This is a genomic window from Marinomonas sp. BSi20584 (assembly GCF_002792415.1).
Classification (GTDB): domain Bacteria; phylum Pseudomonadota; class Gammaproteobacteria; order Pseudomonadales; family Marinomonadaceae; genus Marinomonas; species Marinomonas polaris.
In genome coordinates this window covers 41,850-64,178 of sequence record NZ_KZ454877.1, presented here as the reverse complement: position 1 = coordinate 64,178, position 22,329 = coordinate 41,850, and the positions used below count along the sequence as shown (strand labels likewise).

Sequence of the window (22,329 nt, the reverse complement as noted above, 5' to 3'; positions counted from 1 at the left end):
TAGCTCAAAATAAAAATAAATGGTGGAAACATGGCTTTAGACATTATTAATCCAGCGACTAAGAAAACCTATAAAACGATTCAAGTTTCAACTCTAGATGATGTAAATAACGCTGTTGAAAGGGCTAAAGTTGCTTTTAAAGAGTGGAGTGCAAAATCTCATGAAGAGCGCTCAGCGGCTTTACATAATGTGGCTAATGCCATAGAAAAGGCTGGTCCAGAATTGGCTGAAATCGTTACTGCTGAACAGGGGAAACCCCTGTTTCTTGCTCAATTTGAAGTGGGCGGGGCGGTGGGTTGGACCCACTACAATGCCGATTTGAAACTGGAGCCTGAGGTTCTTGAAGATAGCGCAGAGCGTCGTGTTGAAGTGCATCGTATGCCAGTGGGTGTCGTTGCTTCAATCACACCTTGGAACTGGCCTTTAATGATTGCCATTTGGCACATTATGCCAGCGCTTCGTGCTGGTAACAGTGTCGTGATTAAACCTTCTTCTTTAACACCAATTAATACACTTCGTTTGGTCGATATTATTAATGAACATACGGTACCGAATTTGGTGCAAGCGGTTATCGGTGAAAGAGAAGTAGGTGAGCCATTGGTGTCACACCCTGATGTTAAGAAAGTTGTCTTTACTGGCTCAACACCTGTTGGTAAGCGTATTGCTTCTTTGGTAGCTGGTGATCTTAAAAAAGTGACTTTGGAATTGGGTGGTAATGACGCTGGGATCGTTTTGGAAAATGCCAATATTGACAAAATTGCCGAAAAGATTTTTATGACGTCTTTTGTCAATATGGGTCAAACCTGTGCTTGTTTGAAACGTCTCTATGTCCACCGTTCTAAATATGAAGCGCTATGCGATGCTCTTGTGAAAATAGCAGCTGCGCAGGTCGTTGGTAATGGAATGCAAGAGGGCGTGACGTTCGGTCCAGTACAAAACGTGAATCAGTATGAAAAAGTAAAAGCGATGATTATTGATGCTCGCGAATCTGGTGCGGAAGTGATTGCTGCAGATTTACCGTCTGGTTTAGATGGTTACTTTATTGCTCCAACTATTATCAAAAACCCACAGCATAATATTGATGTTGTTTGTCATGAACAATTTGGTCCGGTGCTTCCTGTTATTCCTTACGATGATCTTAACGATGTCATGTCAAAAGCCATTCATGAAGAATTTGCTTTAGGCGGTTCTGTTTGGGGCGAGCCTTGTGCTGAGCTTGATTGGGTTGTCGATCAACTTGATTCAGGAACAGTATGGGTTAATAACCATGCAGAAGTGCTACCTCACGTGCCATTTGGAGGCAATAAGTCTTCTGGATTAGGCGTTGAGTTTGGTATGGAAGGCTTGTTAGAGAACACTGTTCGTAAGGTTATTAACCGCGCGAAGTAAGTTCTAATACTGAAATACAGTCATCTCATAGATGGCTGTATTTTTGGAGTCCATAAATGCGAAATATTTTATACGCGTCTGATTTAGAGCAGGGTAGTCGAGTCGTATTACGAGCTGCTTTAGAGCAGGCTGCTATGTCCAATGGAAAGATCTTTTTCCTACATGTTTCTGATCAGTTTCATCGTGGTAATGATGACTCTTTCGTAGGCTTTAAATTAAAGAAGGCGCACGATGCGCACTTAGAGTCATTGAAAGAGGAACTGAGAACTTACATGAAACAACGAATCCACAATTTCGTTGCTGAAGAATTAAATGATGTTGAGTTTAACGAAGACAGCATTGAAGTGGTTGTTCGTTTTGGTGACCCAGCCAAGAAAATTGTTGATACAGTTAAAGATGTTGAAGCCAGTATGGTGGTGATGGGTGACCGCCGTGTTAATGCTCTGTCACGAATGTTTTTAGGCTCAACAGCGCAAAAAGTCATTCACAATATCACAGTTCCTGTTTTGATCGTGCCCATTTCTAATACTGTTGCGAGCAGCAAAGCGGGGGATAAAAATGGAATATGAAAACCGTAAGTCCAAGCTGTTTTTCTTAGTAATGACCCTCGTTAGTTGCTATTTAATGTTCTCCTATCAAAGCCATACCGTAGACATTAAGCGTGACCATGGTTGGTTTACTCAACCTTATGTTGCGCCTTTGTTTGGATTGGGCTTATTGGCGTTCTTTTCTTTTATCAAACTTATGTTGGTAATTAGGCCAATAGAGGGAGAAAAGGGCTTGTTAGATAGTTTCGTGGATAGCTTAAGTGACTATCGCATGGTGGCTATTACAGCTGCTCTATTTTTTGCGTATGTCAATATCATTACGATAGTAGGCTTTACTATATCCACGACGCTATTTGTCTTATCTATTGTCTGGTTAAGTCGTTTATTGTCGCCAATCTGGGTGTTGAATACCCTCGTTGCGGTCGCACTCATTATTCTGATCTTTAGGGTCGGGGTGAATATCTGGATTCCAGATGTGGTCTTGTATGAAAAGCTATTTAGCGATCAATCCCTTTGGTTCATGAACAAATATTTTTAGAGATTTTGTATGGATTTAATTGCATTAGGTATCCACGAAGTATTTGGTAACGGTGTCATTTGGGCCGTTATAATAGGTGCTCTTATTGGTGTCACGATCGGTTCCATTCCGGGGCTGGAACCTGCTGGTGTTATGGCCATCTTGTTGCCTTTGACCTTCACAATGGAGCCACTTTTTGGTGTGACTTTATTACTAGGTGTCTATGGTGGTGCTTGGTATGGTGGCGCTATTCCAGCCATTTTAATGAATACTCCCGGAACCCCAGTGGCGGTACTCACGACTTATGATGGCTACCCCATGGCGCAAAAAGGACAAGGGAAAAAGGCATTGTCGATCGCTTATACCTCTTCGTTTTTTGGCGGTATGGTCAGTGTGCTCTCTTTGGTGTTTTTTGCGCCAACCTTGTCTCAGGTGGCGACCTTATTTGGCAGCGCTGAATTCGCTATGTTGGCACTACTTGGGATGGTTTTTGTGGTGCTTGCCCATAATAAGTATGCTCTCGAAGCTGCAGCCATGATTGGCTTAGGGATGTTTTTAGGTTCGATTGGGATTGATCGGTCTTTTAACTCTCAAGTTTATACCTTTGATCAATCCTGGTTGTTAGCTGGTGTGCCATTAGTGCCTGCTGTTATTGGCCTTTTTGCCATGTCTCAAGCCTATGTGCTGATTTCTACGAAAAGCGGTGACTCTTTCAAAACCAAGTTAGAAGGCTCTGGCCGTTTTGAAGGTATTACAGTGCTATTGCGTAATAAGGTAACGGCAATTCGCTCAGCTTTATTAGGCGTTGTAATGGGGTTGTTACCTGGGGTTGGTGAATTCGGCTCACAATTCTTTTCTTATACCTTGGCACAGAAGTTTTCTAAAAATCCAGAAGAGTTTGGTAAAGGTGCAGAGGCCGGCATAGTGGCGTCAGAAACTTCAAACAACGCGGTAACCGCTTCGGTATTAGTGCCTTTGCTCGCATTTGGTATTCCTGCTGATGCCTTGATGGCGATGTTGTTGTCTGTATTTATGGTTCATAACTATACGCCTGGGCCACGACTGTTTACTGAACATCCTGAGTTTATTTCTGGTTTGTATGTTGCTCTGTTCGTGATGAATATCTTTATTTTCTTGTATCTGACTTTTGCGACTAGATTTATCGTTAATATCACGCGAATTCGTGGTCGTTTTATTGGTGCATTGATTTTTGTTCTCGGATTCTTGGGTGCTTATAGTCAGAATTACCAATTTAGTGATGCCTTCATTGCGCTAGGTTTCTCTGTGATTGGCTACGTTATGAAACGAAATAATGTTCCTGCTGTGCCTATTATTTTAGGTTTGGTGCTAGGGCCAGTATTTCTAAACCGTATGCGTCAAGCATTGGGTGTTTCTAACGGGGAGTTTGGTATTTTTATCGAGCGTCCTATCGCATTGACACTGCTTACCGTAACAATCTTATCCATCCTTGTGTTTATTTTTAGCAAAATGAGAGAAAAGCACCGCGTAGCTTGATTTAGACATAATAGAAGGGCCTCATTAGAGGCCCTTCTATTCACACGCCACATCTTGCTTTATTTGAATTCGCTGGAATGTTGCTTAATGAAATGCTTAGTCATGAGTACGCTGCTGTGCAATTTTTCATTGATAATATGAACAATATAATTAGAGAGATTGAAGCCGATTTTGTGGCTCTGTAAAAATACCTTCTAAATTGCATTTATTGTTTTGAAAGCTAAATGACTTTATTTATGCGTGTGCTCAGATAGAGAATTGAGCAAAGAGTGCCGCAGCATGCCATCATGATTAAGAGGCTTGCTGGAGTGCCATCAAACAGTAAACTCGCCACATAACTGATGAAGCTCCCCATTGCAAATTGAGTTGCCACTAGTAAACCTGAAACCGTGCCTGCTTTTTCTGGTAGTTGTGCAAATAACGTCGCTAAGCTATTGGCACCAATTGCACCAGTAACGCTGATGTAAAGCATTGTGGCTACGACAAATAAGGCGAGTGGCGTTTTATTGAAGCCAATCATTCCCCAAATGATTAACGTCGCAGCAAAGGAAATAGCGACAGCCGTACTTAATGCGGCACTTACGCTATAGCGTTTGCTTAAATACGAGTTGAGTAAAGTTGCGATAATAATGGCGAAAATATTCGCAGAAAATAGAACCGCATAATAGGTTTCTGAAAGCTGAAAGTGCTCGATATAGACAAATGCTGATGTCGCTATAAAGGCAAACATGCCAGCAAATGAAAAAGCATTCGTTAACACATATTGGATCAGCAACGGCGCCCGTAAACATTCAATATAGTTTTTACAGTAATGGCTAGCACTAGGCTTTGCGATCATATTTTGTTTTACGTCTGGCAATAACAGAGCACTACCAATAAAAGCCACCATTGAAAATAGTGCTAAGAAGTAAAAGATCCAGCGCCATTCAAAATAGCTAACAATATAAGCGCCTAATATTGGAGATATCAGCATAACCATCATTGATATGATGTGCATGTGTGACAGGATATTGGCAGCTCTTTTTAGTTCATACAAATCACGAACTAAGGCTCTACCAAGAACCGCTGCTGCAGCGCCACCTAATGACTGTAGGAAACGAAACAGAATTAAATTTTCACCAGTCGATGCCATTGCGCAACCAATGCTGCTAAAAAAATAAAACCCAATACCAATTAACAGTAAACGCTTCCTACCTAACATATCGGATAGAGGGCCGAAAATGAGCATTCCTATTGCCATTCCAAGCAAAAAAACAGTAATCGTTGTTTGTATCAGCTGATCCGAGGTGCCCAAATTATTGGCTATGGTAGGCAAACTTGGCAAATACATATCGATAGAAAGTGGTCCAAAAGCGACCAAATATCCAAGCAAGGGGATGGTTAATTTGCTCAAAGCAGAGGACATGGAGGCTCCTGATTTAAAAATATTGTGGCGTTTATTTTTTGTAATTTTTTAGTTAATTAGCTAAGGCTGTTTATGGCGGTTGTTGCACAATCAATGTCCTGTTGCTCACTGCCACCAGAGACACCTATTGCCCCAACAACAGAGCCTTGATGCGAAATAGGAATCCCACCACCTAGAAAGGTAAAGTCAGGTTCACTCTGTAAGGCGAGTAAGGTGTTATTTCTTTCTGCGAGTCTTGTTTGCCATTCTTTGGTCGGTATGCCAAATGACACGGCAGTAAAGGCTTTTTTATGGGAAATGGCTTGAGATAAAAGTGGTGCGTTGTTCATTGCCACGCTGGCTAGGCTGCGACCTGAAGAGCAGACAATAGTTATACAGATATTGATACCAAGCTGTTCTGCTTTATCAATAGCAACACGACAAAGATGCAGTGCTGTCTGTGTGGTTAAATCCTGTCTGGTAATCGTGTTAATGAGCATTTATCAGCCTATATGGGAATATTGCATTTGCCAGTTTTATACCGGAGCTTGGGAAGTAATCGATAATGATTTTCTCTTTAATTACACTGAATGGCATAACTTCTGGGCACTGTTTTTTTATAAAGATAACTTATAGTAATTTGATTAACATGTTAAGTTTTATTTTGAATGTTTTTCCGCCTGTTTTTATGAGACATTTTAAAGTAATAAATTTTAACGTTTTATTTATAGAGTAGCCTTAGTGGGCTATTCATCGGCTCTGTGGTGTTTGCGAAAATCCGAAGGGCTCATGCCAGTATTTTTGATGAAAAACCGAGAGAAATAAGAAGGATCAATATAGCCTAAAGTGTAAGCAATCTCGGTGAGATTCTTATTGGTATGAGATAGCAGGCGTTTAGCTTCGAGCAAAATTCGGCCATTTATCATTTTCTTGGGACTTAGTTTGGTTATCTTATTGCACAAATAGTTCAATCTGCTTTCATTGATGTGTAAGGAATCGCAATAAAATTGAATTTGTTTTTCTGTTAGAAAATGACGCTCAAGTAGGGTACTAAACTCTCTAAAACAAAGGATTTCCGTCTGATTATGCTGTTTTTTGGGTTGCTCAGATCCGGAGAGTCTTAGCATGTTTATTAGGATAAGTTTAACAATGGCCTCAATACTGTCTCGTTGATAAAGTGCAGATTGGTTCCATTCTAGCTTGAGCATTTTAAATAGGTTTAATAGTTGTTCCCAGTGTTGCTGGTCTGGCTTGGTGTCTTTTTGCTTGTCTATATGAAAGGGCATCAGCAACGAGTTGTGATTGCTGTACGCATTTAATTCGGCCATGATTTTTTGTAAATGTGTGTTATGGATAGTAATCACATAACCTGGTGCCGTTGGCTCGGTTAAAAAAGCGTGTGGCGTTGCCGGTGGCGTATAAAATGCGGCGCAATCTTGGGTTTCATAAATATTTTGGTCAATATTAAACAAGGTTTTGCCGGATAGGATAAGGTGGATTTGGCAATATTCTGCATGCAGATGCATTGGCATATCACGACCAAAAAAATCGGCCATTTTGCCAAGTACGTCAAAATGGATAGTGGCGTCCTTGTAAGCGACATCATAGTCTTGTCCAATGGTAATGTTGGGGATCCATTCTTTTTTCATCATGCTATGTTCTTTGTTGGTTTTATTTTTTTAGAGATTATCACAGTAGTGTCAAAAAAATCCCAGCGCACGAATAAACGTGACACTGGGGAAAGTAAGGGTGATCAAAAGATCAAATATCTGAGTAGGTTAACTGGGAGGCAGACATACTCAGATTACAATCAGCACTTTAGTAGACGGATGCTGTTGTTTTTTCTTGGGAATTTTGTTCAGGTTTGAACTCATTCACCAAAGCCTTAGTGCTGTTCATCAGCAAGCCTGTATCACTGCCTACAGCGACAAATAATGCGCCAAGCGACAAGTAATGTTTCGCTTGTGTTTTGTCTGCCATGAGAATGCCAGGCGCTTTTCCAGCCGCAATGATTTTAGCAATACTTTGCTCAATCACTTTGACGACCTCTGGATGGTTAGGCTGTCCAATGTATCCAAGCGATGCGCTTAGGTCAGCTGGTCCAATAAAGACACCATCAACACCATCTACAGCAAGAATGTTATCCAGTTCTTTGACTGCTTGAAGAGATTCGATTTGAACCAACACACAAATTTCATCATTGGCGGTAGTCAAGTAGTCAGGGGTTCGATTGAACTGAGAAGCACGTGCTAAAGCACTACCAACCCCACGAATTCCCGCTGGTGGATAGCGAGTTGCTTTGACTATTTGAGCCGCTTGCGCTGCGTTGTCGACCATAGGAGCCAATACCGTTTGCACGCCAAGATCAAGTATTTGCTTAAGCGCAACATGATCGGCCCAAGCTGGGCGCACAATTGGGTGGCTAGCAAAAGGCGCGATGGCTTGCAGCTGTCCTATCATGGTTTGCAGGGTGTTTGGTGCGTGTTCACCGTCGATTAATAGCCAATCAAATCCTGCACTCGCAATTAGCTCAGCGGTATAGTTGTTGGCCAAACCTAGCCACAGACCAATCTGTGGCTGACGGTTTTTGAGCGCTAATTTGAAAATATTTTTAGGCGCAGACATGTCTATCTCCTAAGCAAAATGACAAGATACTGAACCAAGTGGGCCATAGTCCACGTTGAACGTATCGCCTTTGCGGGCAGCTATTGGGCGAGTAAAAGAACCACCAAGAATAATTTGTCCCGGCTCAAGCTCAATATCAAAGGGCGCAAGTTTATTAGCAAGCCATGAAACACCGTTGGCAGGATGGTTTAATACGCCTGCAGCAACACCTGTTTCTTCAATAATGCCGTTGCGTTGCATAATGGCTGATACCCAACGTAAATCCATTTCACTGATTTTTATTGGACGTCCACCTAAAATGATAGCCGCATTGGCCGCGTTGTCTGCGATGGTATCAAAGACTTTGCGGGGACGTTTGCTTTCAGGGTCTATCGATTGGCTGCGGGCGTCAATTAGCTCAAGTGCAGGAATAACGTAATCCGTTGCGTTATAAACATCGAAAATTGTACAGTTTGGCCCTCTCAACGGTTTTTTTAAAACGAACGCCAGTTCGACCTCGATACGCGGAACAATGAACTTGTCTGTTTCGATTTCACAGCCATCGTAGTACAGCATGTCATCAAGCAAGGTGCCGTAATCTGGCTCATCTATTTGTGAACTCATTTGCATCGCTCGTGAGGTTAGGCCAATTTTATGACCAATAACTTTACGGCCTTCATTCAGCTTCATTTGTACCCATTCGCGTTGGATGGCATAGGCATCGTCAATCGTGATATCTGGGTAATCCAGTGAAATTTGACGAATTTGAACACGTTCTTTTTCTGCCTGATTAAGTCTGTTCGCACAAGAAGTAATAATGTCGTTTGAAAGCATATCGCACCCTTAATTATTTAAATTGTTTAGGTATTCTGATTCAGTAATAATGGTGTTTTTGAGGATACCAACGCCTTCTACTTCCGTTATTACCACATCTCCAGGTTTAACATCGGCTAGTCCTTCTGGTGTACCTGTAAAGATCATATCGCCAGGTGTTAACGTCATAATGTCACTTAAATAGGCGATCAAATGAGGGATGTTGAACACCAAATCTTTAGTATTACCTTCTTGCTTTAGCTCACCGTTGATATAGGTGCGTAGCATTAGGTTATGAGGGTCTTTGATATCTTTTGCGTCAATAATGTATGGGCCAATTGGAGTACAAGTATCACGGCTTTTTACGCGTAGGTTAGGGCGGTAATAGTTTTCTAAGTAGTCACGAATGGCGTAGTCATTACCAACGGTATAGCCGCCTACATAGTCCATTGCGTCTTCTTTAGAGACATTTTTTGCTTCTTTGCCGATGACCACAACGAGCTCACATTCATAGTGCATGTAATCAATATTGTCGGGGCGGTAGGTTTTTTGATCGTGACCAATGAGTGAATTTTTGCTTTTCAAAAATACCAATGGTTCTTCTGGTGCTGCGAAAGAAAGTTCAGCAGCATGATCGGCATAATTGATGGCTAATACAAACATTTTGCCTTCGCAAGGTGGTAACCAAGTGAAAGACCCTTCTTCTAGAATCTTACCTTGCTGAGTAACCGCTTGATCTTGTTCGTTAACCGTGACTGCTAATGTTTCATTCTTAAAAAGTATACGAGCGCTTTTCATGACTGCTTCCTATTCTTGTTCTACTGGGTTGACTAGGCGGCCGACGCCTTCGATGTCGATCATGACACTATCACCTGGTTTAATTTCTAAATCTGGTGTGCGTTCAGGCGTGCCTGCGATGATGATGTCTCCAGCTTCTAGCGTCATGAAACTGCTGATGTAGCTTATTACTTCTTCAACTGAGTAAATCAATTGATCAGTATTTGTCTTGTGCACTAAAGCGTCATTAACAAATGTCTTGATGCTCAAATTATTAGGTTTTCTGACGGTTTCTTTGTCTACTGTCCATGGGCCAATAGGGCAGAAAGTGTCGCGGCATTTTGCTTTTACTGCTGGTCGGTAGAAAGATGTTTCAGCTAGGCTTACTTCGTTTACAACAGTAAAACCTGCAACGAAATCTAAGGCGTTGCTGGCATCAACACGAGTGGCTTTTTTACCAATAACGATACCTAATGATGGGCCCGCATAAATCGCACCTTTATCGCTTGGTACCTTGATGCTGTTAGCATAACCAATGTGAGTATTGTCTGTTTTAATATGTAAAACAGGGGTTTTGGGTGGTTGAACGTGTGGCTTTTCGTTGAAGACTTGCTCTAAAGATTTAGCTAAGGCTTTATTATTTAGAGCTACGCCAATTACACTTCCAGATGTTGGTGGAAGCATGGTGTCGTCTAACCTGATTTCATAGCTGGCATCTGCTGTTTTTGATACCACGTCATTTGATTCTTTTTGTCTGTAATGAAACATGTTTATTTTCACCAATTATAGTTAACATGTTAACTATACTTTCGTAAAAAACGCTTCTTGTCAATACATAGCTTTGCAATGTGGGTGTTGATTTATTGGATGAAGTTACGAAATAGTTCCGCTTGTGATTTGATATTCAGCTTTCGATAGATATTTTTGCGGTGGTTTTTGACTGTTCCTTCTGAAACAAAACATTTTTCTGCAATCGAAACGGAAGACATGCCTTCCAAAATTAACCCAACAATCTCTTTCTCTCGTTTGGTCAGATTGAGTTCATCAAGATGAGAGTGACGACTTTTATGAGTGAGGCTTTCATGTTCTATAGGTTGGCTTTGCTGTAGCAGACTTCCAACACGTTCATGGGTCAAGATGGCCGCTTTGATAGAGTTTATACAAGGCGTGAGTTCTTTATGGACAGCTTTTAGGGATAAATCATTGTCCTTAGTCGAGTAAGCGATACAGATTTTAGTGTCGTCGTTAGTGCCAATAACAATGTTAGTTTCATTGCACCAATCAAGGCGTTGATAAAAAGTGTCATAGTAAATGGAATTACGAAAATCATCATTGACGAGACTATCTAAGGTAACGAGTTCTTTCTGGTTTTTGCCGTAAATTGTGTCATAGATAGGATCCAGTAAGTACGCTGATTCGCAGTACACTTTGTCAATTTCTGACATCGGATAGTCACCTAGGAAAACGGGGTGATCTGTTTTTGAATAGCTAACAATTCTTATATTGGATATAGGGTCTAAGGCTTTTATTGAGTAAACAACTTGGTCATAGAAATGACGCTGACCAATGCTATTAATAAGCGACGGCAAAATTTTATTCAGGCTAGTGTTTACCATTTTAATGCGCTCCCGTTTATTGTCGGTTATTTGATAGGGCACGTCCGTGATAATTTCACATCTATGACAAATGTCAATTTATGCAATAAATATTCCAATTTTTTCTATATCCATACCTTTTAAATAAATGCATTCCATTGATGATAAGTGTGCTTGACATACTATACATGTTAAGTTTAATTTATTTAACATGTTAACTAAATCGATGTCGAGGCATTCTCGTTCGGTTCCTTGTCAGGAGAGTAAAGAAAAATGATTAAGAACTTGATAAACGGTAAATGGGTTGAAAGTAAAGAGACCTTTCAAACTTTTAATCCGGCCACCGGCGAAGTGTTGGCGGAAGTCGCTCATGCGTCACCAGAACAAGTTGCTGCTGCGGTTCAGGCAGCTAAAGATGCTTTTCCAGCTTGGGCAAACATGCCGGTTGCTAAACGTTCTAAAATTATTGAAAAACTAGGCGATTTGATTGCTCAAAACGTTGAAGAAATTGCGCAATTAGAAACTGCCGACACAGGTTTGCCTATTTATCAAACGCAAAATGCCTTGGTACCACGCTCGTCTAATAATTTTTATTTCTTTGCAGAAAAAGCGAAGCAAATGAATGGTCATACTTATCCAGTAGATGACCAAATGCTTAACTACACCTTGTATTCTCCAACAGGTGTTTGCGCGCTTATTTCGCCTTGGAACGTACCTTTCATGACTGGTACGTGGAAAACGGCACCTTGTTTAGCGTTAGGTAATACTGCCGTGATGAAACAATCTGAATTGTCGCCTTTGACGACAGACTTTCTTGGCAGACTCGCACTAGAAGCGGGCATTCCTGCCGGTGTATTTAATATTGTGCATGGCTTTGGTTCAACAACGGGTAACGCATTAATTACCAATGATGATGTGAGTGCAATTTCCTTCACTGGTGGTACGTCTACTGGTAAACACATCATCGCTAGTGCCGGTCTTAAGAAATTCTCCATGGAACTTGGCGGCAAATCTCCAGTGATGATTTTTGATGATTGCGATTACGATCGTGCTTTGGATGCCGCTGTATTTGGCATCTTCTCTATCAATGGCGAGCGTTGTACTGCGGGCTCTCGTATCTTCGTTCAAGAGTCTATCTACGATCGATTCTGTGAAGACTTTGCGAAACGTGCTGATGCTATCAAGGTGGGTGATCCATCTGATATGAACACTCAAGTAGGGGCTTTGATCAGTCAGCAGCATTGGGAAAAAGTGACGGGTTACATCCGCATCGGCATGGAAGAAGGCGCTAAATTAATTGCTGGTGGTCCAGATAAACCGGTTAATGAGCTCCCTGCTCACCTTAAAAATGGCCATTTTGTTCGTCCAACGGTTTTCCGTGATGTTACTAATAATATGCGTATTGCTCGTGAAGAAATCTTTGGCCCGGTTGCAGTATTGATTCCTTTTAAAGATGAAGCTGATGTGGTTCGCATGGCAAATGACAACGACTACGGTCTTGCTTCTTACCTATGGACTCAAGATGTCAGTAAGGTACACCGCATTGGTCGTAATATCGAAGCAGGCATGTTGTTTGTAAATAGCCAAAACGTTCGAGATCTTCGTACACCTTTTGGTGGTGTGAAAGGGTCTGGAACTGGCCGTGAAGGCGGTGATTATAGCTTTGAAGTGTTTTGTGAGCCTAAAAATGTATGTATTAGCCTAGGCTCTCATCACATCCCTAAATGGGGTGTGTAGTTTAAATATTGGCGAGGGAGTTATTCCCTCGTTCTTGTTGGAGCATTTATATGCCTCATTTTGTTTTTGAATATTCTGCAAATTTAGAAGATCGATTAGATTTTCAGCCAGTGTTTAAAGCACTGCATGAATACATTGTCTCAACAGGGCACTTTCCTCTTGGTGGTGTGCGTAGCCGAGCGATTTGTTGTGATCATTTTCGTGTGGCGGATGGGCGCGATGATTTCGCGTTGATAAATTTGAACCTAAAAATAGGTCACGGACGCAGTATGGAAGTGCGTCAAGAGGTTGCAGAAAAGGTATTTTCTATCTTTTGCGAATGGATGAAGCCGATCACAGATAACAGCTATTGTCAGATTTCTTTTGAACTGACAGAGTTGGATCCAGTTCTTAAATTCAATAAAAATAATATCCACGCTCTTTTTAAGTAGAGTGTGAGAAGTAAAGAGGTTTTACCAATGGGTAAGTTAGCATTAGCCGCAAAAATTACACATGTTCCTTCCATGTATCTTTCAGAACTAGACGGCCCTCGTAAAGGGACTCGACAGTCTGCTATTGATGGACATTATGAAATTGCACGCCGTTGCAAAGAATTAAATGTCGATACTATTATTGTTTTTGATACGCACTGGTTGGTAAATGCCAATTACCACATCAATTGTGCGCCGCATTTTAAAGGCACTTACACTAGTAACGAGTTACCGCATTTTATTAAGAATATGCCTTATGAAGTGAATGGAAACCCTGAGCTGGGTAAAATTATTGCTCAAGTTTGTAATGAGCAAGGTGTTGAAACTCTCGCTCATGATGACACCACGCTTGCACCAGAATACGGCACACTAGTGCCAATGCGCTATATGAACCAAGACCTGCATTTCAAAGTTATTTCTGTTTCTGCCTTATTAACCGTACATTATCTTAACGATTCCGCTCGTTTTGGTTGGGCGCTGCGTGAAGCTATTGAAAAACATTACGATGGCAATGTTGCTATTTTAGCAAGTGGTTCTTTGTCTCATCGATTTGCTCAAAATGGCAGTGCCCCCGATTTTGCCCATAAAATTTGGAGCCCTTTCTTAGAGTCTTTAGATGAATCTGTGGTGAGAATGTGGGAAAACGCTGAGTGGAATACTTTCTGCGAGATGTTGCCTGAATACGCAGCCAAAGGTCACGGTGAAGGTTTTATGCACGATACCGCTATGTTGCTTGGTGCGCTAGGGTGGTCTGAATATGATGAGAAAGTGGAAGTGCTGACTCCTTACTTTGGTGCATCCGGTACTGGACAAATCAATGCAATCTTCCCTGTTTCGCCACAAACTGGTGCTGCTGTTCCTAAGCCTCAAGCATCGGTCGAGAATGGCACTTTTACCTATGGTAAAAGCCGTTTGTAATTTGAGAGGTTAGGAGACATTCATGATACATGCCCCAGAGTTAAAATATTTTGCGACGTTAAAAGTGGAGATTGATGCGCCTCAGGAAGTGGGTGTTTCAGTTCATGGTGAACGCCGAATCATTCCTATTACTGGAGGAACGGTACAAGGTAATGGTTGGCAAGGAAAAGTGCTGCGAGGTGGGGCAGACTATCAATTAATATTGACTCCTAGATTAACTCATCTCGATGCGCAATATGCCATCGAGTTAGATAACGGTGAATTGATTTATATTCATAATAAAGCCATTCGTGTGGCATCTGCGGAAATAACGCAAAAGATAAAAATTGGTGAGCCGGTAGCCCCAGAGTTGATTTATTTTCGTTGCCATCCTGTTTTTGAAACAAGTTCGCCATCGATGCAATGGATAACTGAACGTGTTTTTGTCGGTACTGGAATACGTCGACCGAACTTGGTTGAGCTGCAAATCTTTGAAGTTTTATAGGTGATTTAATTATCGCTGTGTAGATTAATTTTTTAATCAAAAGCGATTTTATTTTTACGATCATTTAGTTAACATGATAACTAAATAAAAATAATAATTAGAGTATCAATTAGGAGTTTCCATGCAATTAAGTGGATGGATGAAGAAGCAATATCCGGAACCCAATGTCTACCGATGGATTGGTTTAACATTAGAAGGAGTTGCTGCAACGGTATTGTTATTGCTCGTACTGCTGACTTGTTTTGATGTGGTTGGCCGCTATCTTTTTAATAATTCTATTGATGGCGCTGTCGAGCTGACGCAAATTGGTTTAGCTATTATGGTATTTGCTCAAATGCCTATTATTACTTGGCGAGGTAGTCATGTTGTTGTTGATCTTTTGGATCAAGTCTTAGGAAATCGTATAATCAAAATTCTCGCTATTTTCTCCGTTTTTATTATTTCTACTTCGTTTTATTTTCTAGCTGTTCGCATTTATCAGTTAGCCGAACGCTCTCTTAGTCGCGGCGAGCTTACTGAGTATCTTGGATTACCAGCAGGTTATATCGCTCAATATATTGCGCTAATGAGTTGGGTGACGGCTGCATGCATGCTGACCTATGGTGCTTATTGCGTATTGAAAGATAAAAACGTTTCACAGTCGGTTGGAGAATAACGTGTCAGTTGTATTTATTGGTTTTGCCGTACTGCTCTTTTTGATTTTAATTTTACGTATGCCAATTGCCTTTGCGATGGGAATCGTTGGTTTCTTCGGTTTCGCTATGTTGCAAGGGCTTGGTTTTGACAATTTATTTTCGTTTCGCTGGACCGCGTCTCTTACTTTGGCGTCCAGTAGAGTTGTTGAAACCGTGCAGGAATATAGCCTATCAGTAATACCTTTGTTTATTTTGATGGGCAATATAGTCACTCGATCCGGCCTTTCGCAAGAATTGTATAACGCATCTTATGCTTTTTTAGGTCATCGCAAAGGTGGTCTTGCTATGTCTACTGTCCTGGCTTGTGGTGGTTTTTCCGCTATTTGTGGTTCTAGTTTGGCAACATCCGCAACCATGGCAAAAGTGGCAATGCCACCGATGCGCAAGTTTGGCTATTCCGATAGCTTAGCGACAGCGTCTATAGCGGCGGGCGGAACTTTAGGTATTTTGATTCCACCGAGCGTCATCTTAGTTATTTACGGCTTACTAACAGAGTCCAGTATTCGAGAGTTGTTTGCGGCAGGCTTTATACCTGGCATGTTAGGCATTTTGCTGTATATGGCCGCAGTGCGTTATGTAGTTTGGCGTAATCCAGCTGAAGGTCCTGCAGGTGAACGCATGACTTTTAAAGAACGCATGATTGCCCTAAGAGGAATTTGGGGTGTCTTGATGCTGTTTACCATCGTCATGGGCGGTATTTATTTAGGTATTTTTACGCCAACAGAAGCGGCGGGTATCGGTGCGGGAGGCGCGTTATTGATTGGATTTGCACGTCGTAGCTTAAGCTTTTCAGGTCTATACGAAACTCTGATAGATACAGTAAGGACCTCGGCTATGCTGTTTAGTGTGGTAATTGGTGCGCTTATTTTCTCAGATTTTATTAATCGCGCAGGCTTACCTGATGCGTTATTAAATTTTGTCACGTCATTAGATGTCGCGCCGATTGTGGTAATCCTCATTATTTTATGTATTTACATCGTTTTGGGCATGGTTTTCGAAAGCCTTTCGATGCTGTTACTTACTGTGCCTGTTTTCTATCCTTTGGTAGCAAGTTTAGGTTTTGACCTTGTCTGGTTCGGTATTGTTGTGGTGGTGGTAACTGAGATTAGTTTAATTACGCCACCAGTGGGGATGAATGTCTTTGTACTTAGCGCGGTGTTAAAAGATGTTAAAGCGGGAACAATATTTAAGGGAGTAACGCCATTTTGGTGTGTTGATATTATTCGACTTCTGATCATTGTCTTTGTCTTTCAAGTGTCGATGTTTTTACCCGAGCTGCTTTATAGATAACGTATGTTTTAGCAAGAGTTGTCACTAACCTCACTTCGAACGGTGGTGACGAAAATATAATTCATAAATAATAGGAATAATAAAAATGATGAATTTTAAGAAAAGCCTACTTTGTGTTACAACTGGCGCTGCACTTTCTCTTTCAGCTGCTGCGGCTGAAACAACCTTACGTATAGCGACTTGGTTACCACCTACAAATCCACAAAATGCCACTGTGTGGCCAACTTGGAAAAAATGGGTAGAGGAAGCCACAGAAGGTCGTGTTGAAGTGGTTGTTGAAAACTACACAGGACATCCAAAAACAATCTATGATGCGGTTGAAGATGGTATATATGATGTTGGCTTTAGTGTTGAGGCTTATTTACCTGGTCGTTTCAAATTATCAGGCGTCGCTGAAATTCCGGGTGAAATTACAGATGCAGAGACAGGGTCTGTAGCTTTGTGGAGAACCTATAAAGACTACTTTGAGCCAGCAGACGAATATAACGGTTTTCAGTTGTTAGGTTTATTTGTGCATGGCCCAGGGCAGCTCCATACTAAGTTTCCAGTGAATTCGTTGGATGACTTAAAAGGCAAGAAAATGCGGGTTGGCGGTGGATTGATTAACGACCTTGCTGAACGTCTTGAAGTAACCCCTGTTTCTGCACCATCACCTAAGTCTTATGAAATGATGCAGCAGGGCGTTGTTGATGGCACTTTCTTACCAGCGCAAGAGCAGAGATTCTTCCGTTTAAGCGAAGTTAGTTCTGATCTTACTTTGTTTCCTAAAGGCTTATATACCACAGCGTTTAGCATAGTAATGAACCAAGATGTATTTGAAAGCCTTAGTAAGAAAGATCAAGAGGCTATTATGAGCGTTTCAGGTGAAAGATTGTCGCAACTCGCTGGTGCTGCTTGGGGGAAAGCTGATGACGACGGAATTCTAGAAGCGAAAGAAAAAGGCGTGAACGTGGTTTTCCTTTCTGAGAGTGATCAGCGAGTAAAAGATTTAAACAAATTGTCTGAAGGTATTGATCAACTTTGGGTTAACTCAGTTTCTGATCGTGGTATTGATGCTAAAGCGGCTTTGGCTGATTTTAGAAAATATGTAAATACGATAAATAGTAAAAAGTAATCGTAAAAAATATAATATTTTATTTTATTTGATTTATATTTTTTGATATTCCATTAAAAAGCGCTCGATGTATATGCATTGAGCGCTTTTTTTAAAAGATTATTAGATATGAATTATGTTTCTTTTCTTCCATATAAACCTTTCGTAGTGGCAAATAATCTTGTCAGCCCAAACAAAGATTCAATATTAGGTGACTCTATTTCAAGTCTTTGGGTGAGTTCGTAGATAATACCTAAGATGGAATCCAATTCTATAGCATTTCCGTTTTCGACGTCTTGTAACATAGATGTTTTGATAGCACCTAGCTTTTCAGTTACTTTGTGTCGACTTTCAGGGTCTTCAGTTATCTGACAGCCGATTTTTTCGCCTAATATAGCGGCTTCATTCATAACGGCAGAGCAATATTTTCTAACAAGTGGGTCTTGAAGAATGTTATCTACAGTCGCACCTGTGATAGCACTGATAGGGTTCATTGTCATGTTTCCCCATAGCTTGTACCAGATTTCGGAACGAATACTAGAAGAGTGATTACAGTCAAAACCTACTTTATTAAGAATGTCTGTTAGTGCCTGAACTCTGTCTGATTTTCCGCCCTCAGGTTCTCCAATAAGCAGTCTGTTTCCTGCTTTATGTTGAATTATACCAGGCTCAGAACGAACTGCTGCTGCATGTACTACTAGGCCAATAATATTTTTGTAAGGAATAGCCCGTCCATTGGCTCCTTTAGGATTGACTGATTGAAATGGGTGATTAGATTGTGTTTCAAGGTCTCGGAAAAACCACCAAGGAATACCATTCATCGCTGAAATAACCAGTGTATTCTCATCAATGAGTGGCGCTAAAGTTGGCAAGACTTGTGATAATGAAGGCGTCTTTAAAGCAATGACTACTATATCTTGGACGCCTAGATCGCTAGCAGATTCTACGGCAACACATGGGCGTTGAATCAGCTCTCCTTCTTGTTCTAAGCGCCAGCCATGTTTATTTAGAACCGCTAAACTTTTACCTCGCGCTAATGCGTTTACGATAAAGTTGTGGTTTGTTGCAAGGCGAGCACCAATGAAACCACCAATAGCGCCGACACCTACGATACATATGTTCATTTTGTATTCCTTTTTGGTCTATGCATTCTCTAAAAGACGACCTTTATACGACTACTGTCCTCGCTACTTCGTATAATGATCTTTATATTATTGTTAACATGCTAATTAATTTTCAGCTATAACAAAACACTAAAAATATTATATTGCTGCTCATAGATTTTTATTGAAAGACTGGTCGTGACTTTGATTCTGATAGAAGTAAAAATAGCCCTTGGAATATCCTTGGGGCTATTTTTTAATTGTTATGCCTAAATTCAGACAATAAGCGAACGTTTAGTTTTTGAATGACGGATCCTGTTTTTCAACAATGCGCTTCATTGCTGCGAATACGTCTTCTCCTGCGCCAAATTTAGGATCAAAGTTAAGCGATTGAGCGGTGCATTTTTTACAAATATCTTCAGGGATTTCACGAACTGTCCCCATCGACATCGACGCCATTTGAACTTCACAGGCACGGTTTACTAACCACATTAATGAAAAGGCTTGAGCCAATGTTGAGCCCATTACAACAGGACCATGATTACGAAGCATTAATAAGGGTTTGCCGCCAGCACTGTCCAAAATACGCTGACCTTCATCCATATGCAGAGTGATGCCTTCAAAATCATGATAGGCGACTTTATCCCATAGTTGCGCTGAGTAGAAATTACTGTAAGAAAGCCCTTCTTCTAAGCAACATACCGCAAGTGTTGCTGTTGTATGAACATGCATAACACAATGAGCATTATCTACTTTGTCATGTATCGCACTGTGAAAAGTGAAACCAGCAGGGTTAATGGGCCAGTCTGAATGGCCAATAACGTTGCCTTGTAGATCTACTTTTACCAAGTTTGAAGCGTTGACTTCGCTATAGTGAAGGCCAAATGGGTTGATCAAAAAGTGGTTGTCTTCACCGGGTACGCGCAATGAAATATGGTTATAGATAGACTCATCCCATTTTAAGTAGGCAAAAATGCGATACATAGCCGCTAAGTCGACACGAGTTTTCCATTCAGCGTTATTGAAGCGAGCAGGATGTTCATAGTTGCGAGGAGCGAAAGTCATATAGTTACCTTTTATTATCGATATTATTAACATGTTAAATAAATATCCTAATACAAAAAACTAAAATAACTATGGTGGCACTCCATATTTTTTATATAGCTGTTTTAGCAAGCAAACTGCTGACTTATTCAACCGTTCAAGTCATTGCGTTGTGGTGTCTACACGTACTGTAGATTTAGCTCCATGTTGCGTTAGTTGATTAGCGCGGGGGAGTTATATTTATTGCCCTTGATGGCTATAGATAGTGGAAGTGTTGTTTCTCAACTCCAAATGTCTATTGAATCTCCAATCTTTTTTATACGGTCGTTTATTTGTTCTTACTACAAGTATCCATCTCATGCCTGTCCCTAGATCAAAGTTGATCTTAGAAAAGTGCTTAGCTTGTCTATGACGCGCTATAAATGTCCCTAAAGGGATATGTTAATGGTGTTTTTTTATATATAGGATGAGGGGTCTTTCATTTTAATTTCTTTTATTAGTAAGAGAGTTAAAAATAATTTACGTCATACATAATAAATATGTCAGAAAAATTTAATATTAATATTTTAATTGTGTGTTTATTTATTATTCGAAAAAATAATTATTAATATAAAAATATAAACTAAATTTTAATAGGTATACCCATGACCGAGAATACGAAAATCGATTTTATTTACCTTTCTGAGCCAGACATGATCAAAGCTGGTGTAACGGATATGCCGAGTTGTGTGGATACCATGGAAGAGATGTTTGGGCTTTTGTATACAGGCGATTACCGTATGGCAGGCCCCAATAATGATTCTCATGGTGCCATGATTACCTTTCCTGATGAATCTCCTTTTCCTACCATGCCAAAACCAACCGCAGATCGTCGTTTGATGGCGATGCCAGCTTATCTTGGCGGGAATTTCCAAACCTCTGGGGTGAAATGGTATGGCTCAAACATCGCCAACCGAGAGAAAGGTTTACCTCGTTCTATCTTGATGATGATTTTGAATGACATCGATACCGGAGCACCTTTGGCTTATATGTCAGCTAATTTGCTGTCCGCTTACCGAACCGGTGCTATTCCCGGTGTTGGTGCACGTTATCTTGCTCGTAAAGACTCAAAAGTCATTGGTCTTCTTGGTCCCGGTGTAATGGGTAAGACGACCGTAGCGGCCTTCATTGCGGCCTGTCCTAAAGTCGATACGATTAAAGTTAAAGGTCGTGGCCAAAAGAACCTAGACAGCTTTATTGATTGGGTTAAAGAAACCTTTCCGCAAGTAACGACTATTGAAATCGTCGATAGTGTTGAGGCAGTTGTTCGTGATTCAGATTTAGTTTCCTACTGTAATTCTGGAGAGGTTGGCGATCCAACTACTTACCCAATTGTTAAGCGTGAGTGGGTGAAACCCGGTGCGTTCTTAGCTATGCCTGCGAGCTGTAGTTTAGATGATGGCATGGAGCAAAAAGACGTTCGTAAAGTCCTTGATAACACTGGTTTGTATGAGGCTTGGTACGAGGAAGTGCCTAAACCTGCTCATTGTGTGATTCCGCTTGTGGGTGTTCGCTGCATGGACATGATTGCAGAAGGCAAGTTAACCCATGACGATATCGAAGACCTTGGCAAAATTATTTCAGGTGACTCGCCTGCTCGTGAGAACGAGGAGGAAATTATCATTCTTTCTGTGGGCGGCATGCCAGTTGAAGACGTGGCATGGGCAACGGTTGTCTACCGTAATGCCCTTGAAAAAGGCATTGGTGTGAAGCTGAACTTATGGGATGTCCCTGTATTGCGTTAAGCCGTTTAAGTTTATTGGGCTCTGTTGCTGATTCACCAGATACCCTCATTTTCCCAAACCATATTATTTAGATTTAATGTTAGGTAAAGCATATGACTAAGATCGTAAAAGTTAAAACAGGCTCAAAATTCGAAGAAAGTGCAAGCTACTCACGTTTGGTTGCAGTAGATAATTGGATTTATGTTTCCAATACTGCTGGCCGTAATCCTGATACACAAGAAATACCTGAAGATGTAATTGAGCAAACAGAACAAGTATTTAAAAACATCGAACGTGCTCTTGCTTCTGTTGGCGCAACTTTAGCAGACGTGGTTATGTCTCGCGTGTTTATTCAAGACCCAGCACACATTCATGATGTGATGGGCTTTATTGGCACCAAATTCAAAGGGATTAACCCTGCGTCGACAGCGACTTGCCCTCCATTAGGTTCAACTGTCTACAAAGTTGAGATCGAAGTTACTGCGTATCGTGGTGCATCTACCGCGAATGTTGAAGAAATTATCATCGGCCAATAACAGCTTATTAAGGGAGGTTAGAACGAACTTTAACCTTTCTATGCCTTCAGGAAA

Annotated in this window: 23 protein-coding genes; 13 read left to right on the top strand and 10 right to left on the bottom strand. The window is 41.0% G+C overall.

The genetic code is table 11. The annotated features are described in order from the left end of the window. Positions 1–30 precede the first annotated feature (30 nt). The 4 genes from TY87_RS10025 to TY87_RS10010 are packed head-to-tail and all read left to right on the top strand — an operon-like array spanning position 31 to position 3,969. Positions 31–1,389, top strand: coding sequence for an aldehyde dehydrogenase family protein (locus tag TY87_RS10025; protein ID WP_100186976.1), 1,359 nt, complete (start codon positions 31–33; stop codon positions 1,387–1,389). Positions 1,390–1,445: 56 nt separating this feature from the next. Further along, entirely contained in the window at positions 1,446–1,958 is a 513-nt protein-coding gene (locus tag TY87_RS10020) for a universal stress protein (RefSeq protein ID WP_100186975.1), read from the top strand. Next, entirely contained in the window at positions 1,948–2,475 is a 528-nt protein-coding gene (locus TY87_RS10015; protein ID WP_100186974.1) for a tripartite tricarboxylate transporter TctB family protein, read from the top strand. Before TY87_RS10020 ends, TY87_RS10015 begins: the two co-directional genes overlap by 11 nt. Before the next feature lie 9 nt (positions 2,476–2,484). Beyond that, positions 2,485–3,969 (top strand): tripartite tricarboxylate transporter permease, encoded by a 1,485-nt coding sequence (locus tag TY87_RS10010; protein WP_100186973.1) that lies wholly within the window; start codon positions 2,485–2,487, stop codon positions 3,967–3,969. A gap of 220 nt (positions 3,970–4,189) precedes the next feature. Here the strand turns inward: TY87_RS10010 and TY87_RS10005 are convergent, their stop codons facing one another. The 8 genes from TY87_RS10005 to TY87_RS09970 all read right to left on the bottom strand — a co-directional run bounded on the left by TY87_RS10005 (position 4,190) and on the right by TY87_RS09970 (position 11,163). Further along, positions 4,190–5,374 (bottom strand): multidrug effflux MFS transporter, encoded by a 1,185-nt coding sequence (locus TY87_RS10005; protein WP_100186972.1) that lies wholly within the window; start codon positions 5,372–5,374, stop codon positions 4,190–4,192. Positions 5,375–5,430: 56 nt separating this feature from the next. Further along, a complete protein-coding gene (locus tag TY87_RS10000; protein WP_100186971.1) occupies positions 5,431–5,853 on the bottom strand; it encodes a GlcG/HbpS family heme-binding protein in 423 nt (140 codons plus the stop codon). 246 nt (positions 5,854–6,099) lie between these two features. Then, positions 6,100–7,005 carry a helix-turn-helix domain-containing protein gene (locus TY87_RS09995; protein WP_100186970.1) on the bottom strand — a complete coding sequence of 302 codons (906 nt, stop codon included), beginning with the start codon at positions 7,003–7,005 and terminating at the stop codon, positions 6,100–6,102. Between the two features lie 166 nt (positions 7,006–7,171). Then, positions 7,172–7,978: a 4-hydroxy-2-oxoheptanedioate aldolase gene (gene hpaI, locus TY87_RS09990; RefSeq protein WP_100186969.1), complete on the bottom strand. Its 807-nt coding sequence runs from the start codon at positions 7,976–7,978 to the stop codon at positions 7,172–7,174. Positions 7,979–7,987: 9 nt separating this feature from the next. Further along, positions 7,988–8,791, bottom strand: a complete 804-nt coding sequence (gene hpaH, locus TY87_RS09985) for a 2-oxo-hept-4-ene-1,7-dioate hydratase (protein ID WP_072838324.1) — start codon at positions 8,789–8,791, stop codon at positions 7,988–7,990. 9 nt (positions 8,792–8,800) lie between these two features. Then, positions 8,801–9,568 carry a fumarylacetoacetate hydrolase family protein gene (locus TY87_RS09980; protein ID WP_100186968.1) on the bottom strand — a complete coding sequence of 256 codons (768 nt, stop codon included), beginning with the start codon at positions 9,566–9,568 and terminating at the stop codon, positions 8,801–8,803. A 9-nt stretch (positions 9,569–9,577) separates the two neighbouring features. Then, the gene (locus TY87_RS09975; protein WP_100186967.1) at positions 9,578–10,315 is read right to left on the bottom strand and encodes a fumarylacetoacetate hydrolase family protein; all 738 of its coding nucleotides are present in this window, start codon (positions 10,313–10,315) and stop codon (positions 9,578–9,580) included. A 92-nt stretch (positions 10,316–10,407) separates the two neighbouring features. Beyond that, complete coding sequence (locus tag TY87_RS09970) at positions 10,408–11,163, bottom strand: helix-turn-helix domain-containing protein (protein WP_072838322.1); 756 nt, start codon at positions 11,161–11,163, stop codon at positions 10,408–10,410. 252 nt (positions 11,164–11,415) lie between these two features. On the opposite strand from TY87_RS09970, the gene hpaE reads away from it, so the two are divergent. From hpaE to TY87_RS09935, 7 genes are all read left to right on the top strand, one after another. After that, complete coding sequence (hpaE, locus tag TY87_RS09965; RefSeq protein WP_072838321.1) at positions 11,416–12,879, top strand: 5-carboxymethyl-2-hydroxymuconate semialdehyde dehydrogenase; 1,464 nt, start codon at positions 11,416–11,418, stop codon at positions 12,877–12,879. A gap of 50 nt (positions 12,880–12,929) precedes the next feature. Continuing rightward, positions 12,930–13,310 carry a 5-carboxymethyl-2-hydroxymuconate Delta-isomerase gene (locus TY87_RS09960; protein ID WP_072838320.1) on the top strand — a complete coding sequence of 127 codons (381 nt, stop codon included), beginning with the start codon at positions 12,930–12,932 and terminating at the stop codon, positions 13,308–13,310. 27 nt (positions 13,311–13,337) lie between these two features. Further along, positions 13,338–14,267 carry a 3,4-dihydroxyphenylacetate 2,3-dioxygenase gene (gene hpaD, locus TY87_RS09955; protein WP_072838319.1) on the top strand — a complete coding sequence of 310 codons (930 nt, stop codon included), beginning with the start codon at positions 13,338–13,340 and terminating at the stop codon, positions 14,265–14,267. A gap of 22 nt (positions 14,268–14,289) precedes the next feature. Then, positions 14,290–14,751, top strand: coding sequence for a DUF3237 domain-containing protein (locus TY87_RS09950; RefSeq protein WP_100186966.1), 462 nt, complete (start codon positions 14,290–14,292; stop codon positions 14,749–14,751). Between the two features lie 121 nt (positions 14,752–14,872). Beyond that, complete coding sequence (locus TY87_RS09945) at positions 14,873–15,406, top strand: TRAP transporter small permease (protein ID WP_072838317.1); 534 nt, start codon at positions 14,873–14,875, stop codon at positions 15,404–15,406. 1 nt (position 15,407) lies between these two features. Beyond that, a complete protein-coding gene (locus tag TY87_RS09940) occupies positions 15,408–16,736 on the top strand; it encodes a TRAP transporter large permease (RefSeq protein ID WP_072838316.1) in 1,329 nt (442 codons plus the stop codon). A gap of 85 nt (positions 16,737–16,821) precedes the next feature. Then, positions 16,822–17,850, top strand: a complete 1,029-nt coding sequence (locus TY87_RS09935) for a TRAP transporter substrate-binding protein (RefSeq protein WP_100186965.1) — start codon at positions 16,822–16,824, stop codon at positions 17,848–17,850. 113 nt (positions 17,851–17,963) lie between these two features. On the opposite strand, the gene TY87_RS09930 is transcribed toward TY87_RS09935, so the two are convergent. Then, on the bottom strand, positions 17,964–18,953 hold the full coding sequence (locus TY87_RS09930) for a 2-dehydropantoate 2-reductase (protein ID WP_100186964.1): 990 nt from the start codon (positions 18,951–18,953) through the stop codon (positions 17,964–17,966). Positions 18,954–19,226: 273 nt separating this feature from the next. Beyond that, the gene (locus tag TY87_RS09925; RefSeq protein ID WP_100186963.1) at positions 19,227–19,997 is read right to left on the bottom strand and encodes a class II aldolase/adducin family protein; all 771 of its coding nucleotides are present in this window, start codon (positions 19,995–19,997) and stop codon (positions 19,227–19,229) included. Between the two features lie 623 nt (positions 19,998–20,620). On the opposite strand from TY87_RS09925, the gene TY87_RS09920 reads away from it, so the two are divergent. Both TY87_RS09920 and TY87_RS09915 read left to right on the top strand, forming a co-directional pair. Continuing rightward, positions 20,621–21,760: an ornithine cyclodeaminase family protein gene (locus tag TY87_RS09920; RefSeq protein WP_100186962.1), complete on the top strand. Its 1,140-nt coding sequence runs from the start codon at positions 20,621–20,623 to the stop codon at positions 21,758–21,760. A gap of 92 nt (positions 21,761–21,852) precedes the next feature. Continuing rightward, a complete protein-coding gene (locus tag TY87_RS09915; protein WP_100186961.1) occupies positions 21,853–22,275 on the top strand; it encodes a RidA family protein in 423 nt (140 codons plus the stop codon). Positions 22,276–22,329 lie beyond the last annotated feature (54 nt).